We start from the raw sequence: 13,353 nt of genomic DNA, 5'->3' as shown, positions 1-13,353 counted from the left end.
TACATAACGTCCACCTGATCGCCAGAGAGCGATGGGCAGCGTTTGCAGGAGATGATGATGAAGCTCGCACTGGCGGCATGTGCCGCACTTCTGGCGGTATCGCCCGCCGTCGCCGCACCCGGCGCTAACCCGTTTTCCGCCGACACCGCCGTGCTCAACCTGCGCGGCATCGATCTGACCAGCGTAGAGGGGCAGCAGCGCCTTGCGATCCGCATGGACCAGGCGGCGAATGCGGTGTGCGGCGAGGGCATGAGTTGGATCCATCTTGCGCTCGGCGCACAGGCGCGGGAATGCCGCGCGGACGTGATCGCCGGTATCCGTACCCGTATTGGCGCAGCGACGGCGGCGCGCGCGCCCGCTGGCGGTACGCAACTGGCGATGCGATGACGCCTGGACCGGAGCCGCTGCCAGCATTGCTTGCGAGCGGCTCCGTCAAACGGCGTATGGCGATGAATATGCCCGACCGTATGGTCTGCGCATGAAATTACTCAACCTCGTAGAAAACGGCGGCCGCGTTGCCGCCGTTTTTCGTTGCGGTGTCCTCGTCGCTGCCACCCTCGCCATCGCTGGTGCTGCCCCGGCCAGCGTCGGACCACGATTTGCGCATTGGATCGACGGCACAACGCCGCACGAGCCGGAAACGCAGGTACAGCGCATCGACGCGGATACCTTCGTGATCCGCCAGTCGGTCAAGACCAACTTCGAGGCGCCGTTCCTGTACCTGCTGTTCGGACGCGACCGTGCGCTGCTGATCGACAGCGGCGCGGGCGGGCTGGCGATTCGGCCGACGATCGACCGGCTGGTGGCGGACTGGCGCGCGCGTCATGGTGATCGCCCCGTCCGCCTGATCGTGGCGCATTCGCATGGCCACGGCGATCATCATGGCGGCGATGCCGAGTTCCGCGACCGACCCGACACCGATGTGGTCGGGCTGACGCCGGAGCAGGTCGCCGCGTTCTTCGGGATACAGGATTGGCCCCGCCAGATCGGTCATTACGATCTCGGCGGTCGCGTCCTCGATATCGTGCCGACGCCTGGCCATGAGCCGGCGCACATCATGGTCTATGATGCGCGTACCCGGCTGCTGTTCTCCGGCGACATGCTGTATCCGGGCCGGTTGTACGTACCGCTCAACCGTTTCGATGCGTTCCACGCCAGCGCGGACCGGCTCGCGGCGTTCGCCAAGGATCATCCGATCCGTGCGCTGCTCGGCGCGCATATCGAGATGACAACCACGCCGGGGCAGGATTACCCGATGGAGGCGCCCGCGCATCCCGCCGAACACGGGCTGGCGCTTGCCCCGTCAGCGATCGCGGAACTGGATAAGGCAGTTGCGGCGGCCAAATCGCCACCGACAATCGACCGCCATGCCGACTTCATCGTCTATCCCGTGGCACCGCGACCAAACTGAAGCGCGTTTGATAGATCAGCGACCGATCGCGGCAGGGTCGGGCCACCATGACAGCGTGTGCGCGTTATGCGCGGTGGTCCACACGCCCGCCCGCGTGTAGCGGAGCGCCCCGCTGCCAGCTGCCGTGCCGACCCGTGCCTTGATCGCCAACGACGCGGGATCGACCACGACGAACGTTTGCCCGGCGGTGGTACGCAGCCAGACCTTGCCGCCGCCCGCATCGATATCGCCGTATTTCAACGTCTCGTCGACCTTGACACGGCCGGACACCGCGCCGCTGACCGGATCGACCCGCGCCAGCGTGCCGTCGCCCTGTTCCTGCACCCACACCGCGCCTTCGCCCGCGACGAGGAAGCCCGGTTCGCGGCCAAGCGGCGTCGTCGTGACGACGCGGTTGCTGGCGGGGTCGATCTTCTGGAGGGTCTGTTGCGTGCCGCTGACCGCCCACAATGAGCCGAGCCCGAACGCCAGGTAAAAGGCATCGGGATTGGTCTGCACCGACGCGGTAACGCGGTTGGTGGCGGGATCGACGCGCGCGATCGTGCCTTTCGCGTCGCTCGCCACCCAGATCGACCCCGCACCTGCGACGACGTTCAGTTCGCCCTTCGGATTGGCGATCCCGGTCGGGATGACGGCAGTGATCCGGGCGCTCTTCAGGTCGATACGATCGAGCGTCTGATCCTTGCAATTCGCCACCCACAAGGAACGGTACGCGACCGCCATCGCGCCACAGGGGTGCGCCACGGCGACCTCCGCGCGTTTGCCGTGGCGCGACCATTGCTCGACCCGGCCGACATTGGTCGCCCATATAGTATCGCCATCCACCGCGAGGAAATCGGCAAAGCCGGGCACGGTCTGCACTTGTTCGGTCGGAGTCGCCGGTGCGCCGGCCTGCGCGGTGCCCGTGCCGAGGGCTACGGCAAGCCAGGTCATTGTCTTCATCAATCGCGTCAATCTGCGCTCCTGCGTACGGGTATCTCGCGGGATCCAATGAGTGGACCAGCCCGCGACTTTAGTAACGCCCTCGCGCCGGCGCCGCGCCTTCAGTCGCCCGACGAGCGGTTGCGCCGGGAACAGAAACTGCTCGGGGATCGACAGACGGCGACGATCGTCCTGACCGACCAGTTCCGCCTCGCCGTCGCTATAGGTGCCGAAAATCCGGTCGAGCAGGATCAGCGAATTGCCATAGTTCGAGCGCGTTTGTTCATAGCCGGTCGAATGGTGCAGGCTGTGATGCTGGATGGTGGTAAACACGAACGCGTACCAGCGCGGCGGATCGAAGCGGGTGTTGGCATGCGCGAAGGTCGAGATCACCGCGAGGATGTTGATCGCGCAGAAGACGGCGGCTTGCGGCAGATCGAATACGGCGACCACGCTCAGGCTGATGAGGAAGAGCTCGATCGGGTTGCCGACCGCGCCCTTCATCGCATTGAGCTGGGTGATGTGATGGTGCGGCGCATGGGTCGACCAGAAGAACGCCTGATTGTGCATAAGCCGGTGCATCCAGTATTGCCCGAACTCGACCAGGACGATCACCAGCGCGACCTGAACTACGAACGGCAGGTGCATCGCCCACGCGGTGGAGATGCCGAGCGACTGTTTCACCATACCCAGCGGCTCGTCGGCGAGCTTTGCGGTCAGCCAGGAGATGACGGTATAGCTGAGCGTGACGTAGAAAACGTCGGTGAAGAACTCACGTTTGGTCAGGCGCCAGCTCGAATGGCGCTCGTTCACCCACTCCAGAGCCTGGATGAACGCAGTCGTCAGCAGTGTCGCCACGACGACGGACCAGGAGCTTTTGATCCACGCAGCCGGACCTATCGCCCAGAACAGCAGAATACCCAGCACCATGATCGGCTGGACATAGCTCAGCAGGATTTTCTTCATCGCAGTGTACCCATGATCGTCATCAGGTACGGTAGCGGGCGTGATCGGCGGCCGCAGGTGTGCGAATGACGTACCCGGCGGGCGGATCAATCCACCACGATCCCGCGCGCGGCGAGAAAGTCGCGCGCCGGCGCCAGCGCATCGGTGTGGCGCCGCCAGCGATCCACCGCGTCCTTGTAGAGCGGGCGGCGCACCTGCGCGGCGCTTGGCGTCGAAACGGGGGCGCTGTTGATGTGGAAGTCGAGGCAGGCGTCGGACCAGCCGAGGCCGCAATGGTCGAGCAGGCGGGCGGTTTCCCGCGTCTGCTCGGATACCAGTGCTTCATAGTCGAGTTCTAGGATGCGGCCGGGCAGCGCCTCCCGCCAGAGTGTCATCAGCCGGTCAAAACGGTGATAATATGCGGCGATATCGAGCAGGTCATAACTGTAATCGTAATAGCGCGAGCCGATCGCGAACAGATTGCGAAAGTTCGCGAGGATGGTGTCCATGGGGTTGCGGCGCAGGCATATGATCGTCGCGTTCGGCAGCGCCCGCGCAATTACGCCCGCGTACAGGAAGTTGCCGGGGAACTTGTCGACGAAGCGTGGCTTCACCCCACCGACATGCGCCGCGGCGCGACCAAGATAGTCGCGCCCGATCGCGCTCAGATCGGCGGTCGCCAGCGCAGCGATCGTGTCCGGGTCGAGAACCGTCCGGCTGCGCGTGCCGGCGGCGAGCTTGACCGCGAGCGGCATGGCCTGAAGCTCGCCCGCGCTCTCGACATGCGGGTGCGAGGAGAGGATACGATCGACCAGAGTGGTGCCGGTGCGCGGCATGCCGGTAATAAAGATCGGCGCGGCGGACGGCGCATCGTTCACGCGCGCCTCGGCGATGCGTGGCCAACAGCTTTCGATGGCATCGAAATTCGCGGCATCATCGGCAAAGCGATAGGGCAGGGTGGCGCGATGTTCGGCGTTGGTTTCGACCAGGACCGCAAGCGCGGCGTGTGGATCGGCGAGATCGTCGATCTCCTTGGCGAGCGCGTAGCCAAGCAATAGCCGATCATTGGGCGCACGTGCGGCCTCGCGGGCGTGCGACAGCCGCTCGACATGATTGCGCTCGGGCGTTTGCCGACGCAGGCCGGCGAGCAGGTGGTGCGCGCGGGCATCCTCCGGCGTCAGCGCGAGCAACGCCTCCAGCGCCGCTTCCGCCGCCTCCTGCCGACCGACGAAACTCAGCGCCGCGGCCTGGTTGTAGCGGAATGCGGTGTTCGCGGGCGCGAGCCGCACCGCCGCGTCGAAGTGCGGCAATGATGCGGCATGATCGCCCAGCCGCGCATAAACGCACCCCATCGTATCGCGCCCGAGCGCATCGCCGGGCGGCGACAGCTCGGCGACGGCGAGCGACCGTGCCGCATCCCGATCGCGGCGTACCAGCGTGTAGAGGCGCGCAAGTTGCGCGTGATATTCGCCGTCAGCCTGCCGCGTCACGGCTGCTTCGATCATGACGATGGCGGCCGTCACCTTGCCGAGCAGGGCGGCGCTGATCCCGGCGAGGAAATGCGCCTCGGCATCCGCTGGCGCGGCGTTGCGCCACTGGTCGGCGGCAGCGAAGGCGGCGTGGTGATCGCCCCGTGCGAGCATCAGCCGGATAGCCGCGCCGTGCGGGTGCGCCTGCGCGGGCAGCGTCATCCGCGCTGCCTCATCGCGCCAGCGTCGTGACGGCGATCGCGGTGGCGGAGGCGCGGTTCTCCACGCCCATCTTCTCGAAGATCTGCTCGAGATGCTTGTTCACGGTGCGCGGGCTGATCTGCAGGATTTCGCTGACTTCGCGGTTCTGCTTGCCGCGGCTGATCCACAGCAGCACCTCCGCCTCACGCGAGGTGAGGCCGTGCTGCGCGGCGAGCAGTTGCTTCTCCTCGCCCTCGTGACGTTCGGACAGGCGGAACACCCATTGGCCGGCGGCGGTGCAGCGCAGCAGACCCGCTTCGAGCGTGCGCTCACCGACTTCGACCGCCAGACGCGCGCCCGGCGTCGGTGCGCTCGCCTGCAACCGTCGCAGCGCGGCCAGAAACGGATCGGGTAGCCCACCGGACGTGGCGCACCAATCCGGAAACAACCGCTCCAGCATTTCGCTCGCGGCCGGGGTCAGCCAGTGCGGCTCGCCCGCGCCGTCGACCGCCAGCGCCGGTCGCCCGCTCATGTCGAGCGCGAGCTGGCTGCCGTGCGCGACGCGGGAGGTGGCGAGGTGGACACGAATGCGCGCCAGCAACTCGTCGATCACGATCGGCTTGCTGACGAAATCAATCGCGCCGGCATTCAGCCCACGCACGACATGTTCGGACTCGGTCAGGCCGGTCATGAAGATGATCGGCAGATGCTGGTGCGCCGGACTGGCCTTGATCCGCTGCGTTGTCTCGAACCCGTCGAGGTTCGGCATCACCGCGTCCATCAGGATGAGATCGGGCGTGACGTTCTTCATCAGCGCAATCGCGGCGAGCCCGTCGATCGCGATGAGCACGGTCATGCCGGCCCCCTCCAGCGTGCTGGTCAGGAACCGCAGCGCCTCCGGCGCGTCGTCGACGACCAGGATCACCGGCCGCGTCGTGTCGGCGGGTTCAGCGCGCGGCATCGTCGATCGTTTTCACGAGGCCGCGCAGGTCGAAGTCGCCAAGGTGCCGGCGTAGTAACGCCACCAGTTGAGCGGCAGCCGGAACGGCGCGCTCCAGGTCGGCTAGGGCACTCTCCATGCCGCGAATGTGCCCGACTTCGGCCAGATCACGCAACTGCTGAAGGAAGGGCGCCGCGTCCGCTGGCGCCGAGGGCGCGGGTGCAGGTGCGTCCGCGACAACCGCGACCTCGGTTTCCTCCCAGCGAAGATCAAGCTGCGTGCCGATCACCGCCACCAGCGCGTCGAGCTCGACGGGCTTGGTGACGAAGGCGTCGTGATTGCTGCGCCCGTCACCGCCGGCACGAAACTCATGCGCGTCGGCGGAAACCATCACGATCCGCAGCCCCGGGCCATGCGCGGCGCGGAGCCGGGCCGCGGCCTCCCACCCGTTCATGCCGGGCATCTGGATGTCGAGCAGTACGATGTCCGGCGCACCCGCTGCGGCAAGTGCGATACCCTCAGGCCCATCACTCGCGACCTGCACGCCGAAGCCGAGCGGACCTAGCAGCGATTGCAGGATCGTGCGCTGCGCAGGGTCGTCGTCGATCACCAGCACGCTACGCCGCGCGCCCTGATAACCGGTAATCCGGCCACCCTTCGCCGGCGACCGCGCCGCGCTTGCGGGCGCGGGCAGCATCGTCCGGAACCGGAAGACGCTGCCGACACCCGGCGTGCTGGTGACGGCGATGTCGCCGCCAAGCACGCTGGCGAGGACGCGGGTGATCGCCAGCCCCAGCCCGATGCCGGGTTGCCGCTGCGCCTCGGCCGAACTGCCGCGATCGAACGGCTCGAACACGCGGTCCAGATCGTCGGCGGCGATGCCGATGCCGGTATCGCTGACCGCGATGTCGGCGACCTGGCTACGGTAGCGCACGGTGATGGTGATGCCGCCCGTCTGCGTGTATTTGATCGCGTTCGATACGAGATTGATGAGGATCTGCCGGAACCGCTTCTCATCCGACTTCACGCAGTCGGGCAGTCGATCCTCGATGATCAGCTTGAAGTCGAGACCCTTGGCGGCGGCCTGGCTGCGAAACATGTCGACGACATGGCCGAGCAGGCTGCGCACGTCGAACACGTCCGACCGGATCGTCAGCATGCCGCTCTCGATCCGCGAGATTTCCAGCAGCCCCTCGACCAGATTGGTGACGTGTTCGGCGGAGCGGCGAATGATCGTGCCTGCCTCCGCGCCGGAAATCGTGTCATCGCGTTCCAGCAGTTGCGCATAGCCGTAGATGACGTTGAGCGGCGAGCGGATTTCGTGGCTCACCGCGACAAGGTAGCGGGTCTTCGCCTCGTTCGCCGCTTCGGCCGAGGCCTTCGCGCGCTGGAGTTCGGCGACGTCCGGCGCACGTTCGCAATCCTTGTCGTCGCGGGCGATCATGATCCGCCCGGCCGCGCAAGCGATGCGATATACGCGCGCCAGCCACCAAGCGCGGTGATATCCTCGGCGCCGTCGGTAGCGCGAGGTTCGGCGACGAAGCCCTTGACGACGCTGCCGTCGGCAAGCGTGACCGACCCGATCGCGAGCGGCGCGGGCACTTCGACGACGAAGCTGCCGAACGCCGCCACGTCGAGTTCGTAGACCTCCACCGCAATGGCGGCGCCGTCTGCGGAATGGATCAGTGCGGGCTTGGGCGGAGTGGAATTGGCGATCGCGTACAGGCGGTAGTTCGACGCGGTCGTGGTCGTGGCGACGAGACGCGCCTCGCGCGAGGTCAACTGCCAATGCAGCGGCATACCTTCGAGATGGGCGCCGACGACGGCGAGCTTCACGGTGTCCATAAACGGTTCCTCTAGGTGCAGGGGAGGTGGTGGGGGAAGGGCCGCCGCGGCGAGATACGCTTCACCCGCATCGAGCAGCGCGTGGTCGGTCCAGGCCGGCGCGATCAGCGTAATGCCGAAGCCGGTGGCATTGTCGCGCCAGCCGGCGGGCAGTGCGAGCGCGGCCATGTCGAGTAGATTGACGAAGTTGGTGTAGAGGCCGAGGTTGCTGTTTAGCGCGATCGGTGCCGCCCGCATTTCGGCGATGCGGTAGATCGTCGGCGTGGTCGGCAGCGCGAGCAGGTCGATGTTCTGCCACATGGTTTCGGCGATGCGCTGGAGTTCGGCCAGCCGATATTGCCCTTCGAAGACCGCCACACCGCTCACCGAGCGGCCGTCTTCCATGATCGCGCGCACGGTCGGGTCGATCGCCTCCGGCCGTTCGTCGAGCAGCGGGAGGGCGGCGGCGGTACGCTCCGCCACCCATGGGCCACCGTAGAGCAGCATCGCCGCCTCGCGCAGCGGCGTCATGTCGATCTCGACCAGATCGGCGCCACCAGTGCCCAGCGTCGCCAGTGCCTGATCGTACAGCCGCTCGGCCGCCGCATCGCCAAGGAACAGGCGCTGATCGGGCTTGGGCACGCCGATCCGCGCGCCGCGCGCCGGATGGTCTTCGCGGTGTCGCGAATATGGATCGGTGGTGTCGAAGCCGGCGACGGCCGCATCGACGGCGCGCGCGTCGGCGATCGTCTGGGTGAGCACGGTGATGCAGTCGATCGTACGACACGCCGGCACCAGTCCGGTGGTGCTCCAGCGGCCCTTGGTGGGCTTCATGCCGATCAGACCGTTGAAGGCAGCGGGTACGCGCCCCGATCCCGCCGTATCGGTTCCGAGCGCGAACGCCACCAGCCCGGCTGCCACCGCGACGGCAGAACCCGAACTCGACCCGCCGCTGACATAGGCGCGGTTGAACACGCAGGCCGGTGCGCCATAGGGGCTGCGCGTGCCGTTCAACCCGGTCGCGAACTGGTCGAGGTTGGTCTTGCCCATCGCCACCGCCCCGGCTGCAATCAGGCGTTCCACCACCGCTGCGGAGGTGGCGGGCGTGTACGCAAAGTTGGGGCAAGCGGCGGTGGTCGGCGTATCGGCGAGGTCGATATTGTCCTTGATCGCAAACGGGACCCCCGCCAGCGGCAGCACCTCGCCCGCCGCGATCCGCGCATCGACCCGCGCGGCGGCTGCGAGCACCACCTCGTCGGCGAGGCGTGTGATCCACACCGCAGGCTGTATGGCTGCATAGTCGCGGATGCGGGCAAGCGCCTCGCGCGCGACGGCTACGGCGCTGGTTTCGCGCGACGAGACGGCGGCGGCAATCGCGGTGGCGTCGAACGGCAGGTCCATCACGCCACCTCCACCGCAAGCATCGCGCCACCCGGCGCGAGCGGCTGGCGTTCCTGCGCGTAGATCCGCCGCACGATGCCGCTCACCGGGCTCGTCACCGGTGATTCCATCTTCATCGCCTCGATAATCGCGATGGTGTCGCCGGCCGTTACGCTTGCGCCTTCGCTGACCAGCAGTTTCCACAGGCTGCCGCCGAACGGCGCCTCAACCAGTTCGCAGCCTTCCGGCAGGTCGATCTCCGCTGCGGCGGCACCACCGTCGGCTTCTTCGGTGAGGGCGGCGATGCGGTCGAACTCGCCGCTCCGTTCCCACTCGGCACGTTCATGGTCAAACGCCGCCTGACGCTGTGTCTGAAACGCAGCGATCGACTCTGCGTTTTCGGCGAGGAAGGCGCGGTATTCGGAGAGGCGGAACACCTCCTCCTCGATACGGATTGCACGTCGGCCGAGCGGGAAATCGCGCCGCCACTCGGTCAGTTCTTCGTGGCTGACCGGGAAGAAGCGCACGCGATCGAAGAAGCGCAGCAGCCACGGCTTGCCGTCTCGGAACGCCTCGGTCTGCCGCCACGCGTTCCACACCTGGATGGTGCGCCCGAACAACTGGTAACCGCCCGGGCCTTCCATGCCGTAGATGCACATATACGCACCGCCGATGCCGACGACGTTGGGTGGCGTCCAGGTGCGCGCCGGATTGTATTTGGTGGTGACGAGGCGGTGACGCGGATCGATCGGCGTCGCCACCGGCGCACCCAGATAGACGTCGCCGAGGCCCATCACCAGATATTCCGCGTCAAATACGATGCGCTGTACGTCGTCGATGCTGTCGAGGCCGTTCACCCGGCGGATGAACTCGATATTGTCCGGGCACCACGGCGCGTCGTCGCGCACCGCCTCCATGTACTTGTCGATCGTCTGGTAGATCGCCGGGTCTTTCCACGACAGCGGCAGGTGTACTACGCGCGACGTGATCTCGAAATCGTCGAGGCCGCCAAGCCGCTCCTCCGCCGCCGCCAGTGCATCGAGCAACGCGGCCTGCGAGAGCTGCTGGCTGTCGTAGTGGATCTGGAGCGAACGGATACCCGGCGTCACGTCGATGATGCCGCTGAGGGCCGCTTTCTCGACTTCCAGCATCAGCGCATGGACGCGCAGCCGCAGTTCGAGATCGAGCACGATCGGGCCGTATTCGACCAGCAGGTTGCGGTCGCCCTGCTGGCGGTAGGTCACCGCCGGGCGCACGCCCTGTGCGGCGATCGCGCGCAGGATTGGGGAGCCGAGGTCTTCGCCTGCTGCGGTCACGGGTGCACCGGTCAGGGTTGCGACGAGCTGGTCCTGCGCCTGCTCCGCCGCCACCGCCGTCGGGTTGTCGATCGCCATGAAGCGCACGCTGTCGCCCGGCGCGAGCTGGCCGACCTTCCACAGATCGGCCTGCGCCACCACGAACGGGCAGACGAAGCCGCCAAGCGATGGCCCGTCCGGCCCGAGGATGATCGGCATGTCGCCGGTGAAGTCTACCGCGCCAATCGCATAGGCGTTGTCGTGGATGTTGGAGGGATGCAGCCCGGCCTCGCCGCCATCCTTGCGCGCCCATTGCGGCTTGGGGCCGAGCAGGCGGACGCCGGTGCGGTTGGAGTTGTAATGCACCTTCCACGCGGTTTCGAGCAGCATGGCGATGTCGTCGGGCGTGAAGAAATCCGGCGCGCCGTGCGGACCGTACAGCACCGCGAGCGTCCATTCGCGCGTGATCGCGGGCTGGTCGGCGGCGGCCAACGTCGTCGTGGACGGCGCTGGCGGAGCGGTACGGGCGAGGTGCAGCGTATCGCCGGTCATCACCGCGCGCCCGGCATGGCCACCGAACTCACCGAGCGTGAAGGCGCTGCGGCTGCCGAGGAACAGCGGCACGTCGAGACCCCCGGCGACCAAGATATAGCCGCGCATACCGCCACCGGTGACACGGCCGATCTTGAGCGTCTGGCCCGCGGCGATCTCGATCGGTTCATAGCAGCGAACGGGCTGACCATCGAGCGTCGCGGCGAAGTCCGCACCGGTGAGGCAGACGCGCGCGGCCGTGTTGAACAGCAAGGTCGGGCCGGCGGCGGTGATCTCGAGGCCAGCGGTGCCTTCGTCGTTGCCGATCAGCCGGTTGCCGAGCCGGAAGGCCAACGCATCCATCGGGCCGGACGGCGGCACGCCCACATCCCACAGGCCGAGCCGACCGGGGTAATCCTGCACGGTCGTCGATGCGCCGCCCGCCAGCACCCGGATCGAGCGTGGTGTATAAGGAATGTCCGCCAGCGCGCGGGTCGAAACCTGTCCGCTGGTGAAGGCGGGCGCGCGCACGACGGTGCGCAGCCAGTCGAGGTTGGTCTCGATCCCCGCGATCGCGGTGTTGTCGAGCGCGTCCTGCATGGCCGTGACCGCGGCCTCGCGGGTCGGAGCGGTGACGATCAGCTTGGCCAGCATCGGATCGTACCATGCGGAAACCTCGGTGCCGGCGGCGATCCAGCTGTCGACGCGTGGGCCATCGGGGAACAATACGCCGACAAGCTTGCCCGAACTTGGCCGGTAATCCTGCGCGGGATCTTCCGCATAGAGGCGCACCTGGATCGAGGCGCCTTCGGGCGCGGCGGCAAAGCCATCGAGGAACGAGAAATCCCCAGCCGCGCCCCGCACCATCCACGAGACGAGGTCGACGCCGGTCACCTGTTCGGTCACGCCATGCTCGACCTGGAGCCGGGTGTTGACCTCCAGGAAGAAGAAGTCGTCGCGCTCGGCGTCGTAAAGGAACTCAACCGTGCCAGCCGACTGGTACTTGGCGGCGGCGGTGAGGCGAACGGCGGCGTCGATCAACGCCTGACGTGTGGCGGCGGAAAGCCGCGGGGCGGGGGTCTCCTCGACCACCTTCTGATTGCGCCGCTGGAGCGAGCAGTCGCGTTCGCCGAGCGCGACTACATGGCCAGCGCCGTCGCCGAACACCTGCACCTCGATATGGCGGGCGCGCGCGACATAGCGCTCCAGGAACACGCCGCCATCGCCGAAATTGCCGGCGCCGAGCCGCGCGACGGTGGCGAAGCCCTCGCGGATATCGGCTTCGTCGTTGCAGACCTTCATGCCGATGCCGCCGCCGCCGGCGGTCGCCTTCAGGATTATCGGATAGCCGATCCGCGCCGCCGCTTCGATCGCCGCCGCCTCATCGCGCAGCAGGTCGGTGCCGGGCGCGAGCGGTACGCCCTGTGCGGCGGCGAGGTCTCGCGCGGTGTGCTTCAGCCCGAACGCGCGGATGTTGTCGGGCGTCGGTCCGATAAAGGCGATGCCGCGCGCGGCGCATGCCTCCGCGAAGGCGGTGTTCTCGGACAGGAAGCCGTAGCCCGGGTGGATCGCCTCCGCGCCGGTCGCCTCCGCCGCCGCCAGGATTGCATCGACGTTGAGGTAGCTCTCCGCCGCCGGCGCCGGGCCGATGCGAACCGCCTCGTCAGCCTGCGCGACGTGCGCGGAGCCGGCATCGGCGTCGCTGAACACCGCGACCGAGCCGACGCCCATCTCCTTCAGCGTGCGGATGATGCGGCACGCTATCGCGCCGCGATTGGCGATAAGGACCTTGCCGAACATCACGCCGCCACCAGCATGCGCACCGGCGTCGGGTTGAAGCCGTTGCAGGGATTGTTGATCTGCGGACAGTTGGAGACGACCACCATCACGTCCATCTCGGCACGCAGGTCCACCGTCAGGCCGGGCGCGGAGATGCCGTCGACGATACCGAGCGTGCCGTCCGCCTCCACCGGCACGTTCATGAAGAAGTTGATGTTCGAGACCATGTCGCGCTTGCCGCGACCGGCGCGCACGTTGGCGTCGAGGAAGTTGTCGACGCAGCTATGTTGCGCCTTGGTGTGATGGCCGTAGCGCAGCGTGTTCGATTCACACGAACAGGCGCCGCCGATCGTATCGTGATAGGCGACATTGGTGCCGGTGATCGTCATCATCGGCCGGCCTTCGTTGGACAGGAGTACCGCGCCCGCGCGCAGGAAAATGTTGCGCTGTGCGGCGATCGTGTCCTGCGCGCTGTAGCGCTCGGCATCGTCGGCGGCGGCGTACATCAGGAAATCGACCGCCTGATTGCCTTCGAGATCGATGATGCGCAGCGTTTCGCCGGCCTGCACGCGGTGCATCCACGGCGCGCGGGCGGGCACGGTCTCGTCATGGCGGATCGTGCCGGGGAGGTCGGATGTGGTCATGTCGGTCATCATC

Annotated in this window: 9 protein-coding genes and 1 pseudogene; 2 read left to right on the top strand and 8 right to left on the bottom strand. The window is 67.1% G+C overall.

Going from position 1 to position 13,353, the window contains the following annotated elements:
• Positions 1–57: 57 nt before the first annotated feature.
• Both L8F97_RS05400 and L8F97_RS05395 read left to right on the top strand, forming a co-directional pair.
• The gene (locus tag L8F97_RS05400) at positions 58–387 is read left to right on the top strand and encodes a UrcA family protein (protein WP_242147321.1); all 330 of its coding nucleotides are present in this window, start codon (positions 58–60) and stop codon (positions 385–387) included.
• A gap of 91 nt (positions 388–478) precedes the next feature.
• Positions 479–1,411 (top strand): MBL fold metallo-hydrolase, encoded by a 933-nt coding sequence (locus L8F97_RS05395; protein ID WP_242147319.1) that lies wholly within the window; start codon positions 479–481, stop codon positions 1,409–1,411.
• Between the two features lie 15 nt (positions 1,412–1,426).
• Here L8F97_RS05395 and L8F97_RS05390 read toward each other — a convergent pair whose 3' ends face one another.
• The 8 genes and pseudogenes from L8F97_RS05390 to L8F97_RS05355 all read right to left on the bottom strand — a co-directional run bounded on the left by L8F97_RS05390 (position 1,427) and on the right by L8F97_RS05355 (position 13,340).
• Complete coding sequence (locus L8F97_RS05390; RefSeq protein WP_409929017.1) at positions 1,427–2,353, bottom strand: YncE family protein; 927 nt, start codon at positions 2,351–2,353, stop codon at positions 1,427–1,429.
• 216 nt (positions 2,354–2,569) lie between these two features.
• Positions 2,570–2,980 (bottom strand): annotated as a pseudogene (locus tag L8F97_RS22825) (sterol desaturase family protein); the annotation flags it as partial.
• Positions 2,981–3,384: 404 nt separating this feature from the next.
• Complete coding sequence (locus L8F97_RS05380; protein ID WP_242147318.1) at positions 3,385–4,968, bottom strand: tetratricopeptide repeat-containing sulfotransferase family protein; 1,584 nt, start codon at positions 4,966–4,968, stop codon at positions 3,385–3,387.
• Between the two features lie 10 nt (positions 4,969–4,978).
• Entirely contained in the window at positions 4,979–5,908 is a 930-nt protein-coding gene (locus L8F97_RS05375; RefSeq protein ID WP_242147316.1) for a DNA-binding response regulator, read from the bottom strand.
• Positions 5,895–7,331: a hybrid sensor histidine kinase/response regulator gene (locus L8F97_RS05370; RefSeq protein ID WP_242147314.1), complete on the bottom strand. Its 1,437-nt coding sequence runs from the start codon at positions 7,329–7,331 to the stop codon at positions 5,895–5,897. Before L8F97_RS05370 ends, L8F97_RS05375 begins: the two co-directional genes overlap by 14 nt.
• Entirely contained in the window at positions 7,328–9,112 is a 1,785-nt protein-coding gene (gene atzF / locus L8F97_RS05365) for an allophanate hydrolase (RefSeq protein ID WP_242147312.1), read from the bottom strand. Before atzF ends, L8F97_RS05370 begins: the two co-directional genes overlap by 4 nt.
• Positions 9,112–12,717, bottom strand: a complete 3,606-nt coding sequence (gene uca, locus L8F97_RS05360; protein ID WP_242147310.1) for an urea carboxylase — start codon at positions 12,715–12,717, stop codon at positions 9,112–9,114. The genes atzF and uca overlap by 1 nt, the downstream gene beginning before the upstream one ends.
• Positions 12,717–13,340, bottom strand: a complete 624-nt coding sequence (locus L8F97_RS05355) for an urea amidolyase associated protein UAAP2 (RefSeq protein ID WP_242147308.1) — start codon at positions 13,338–13,340, stop codon at positions 12,717–12,719. Before L8F97_RS05355 ends, uca begins: the two co-directional genes overlap by 1 nt.
• Positions 13,341–13,353: the final 13 nt, after the last annotated feature.

This window comes from Sphingomonas sp. BAUL-RG-20F-R05-02, from assembly GCF_022662305.1.
GTDB lineage: Bacteria > Pseudomonadota > Alphaproteobacteria > Sphingomonadales > Sphingomonadaceae > Sphingomonas.
Note: the sequence above shows the minus strand (reverse complement) of the source record. Positions and strands in the feature narration are given on the sequence as shown.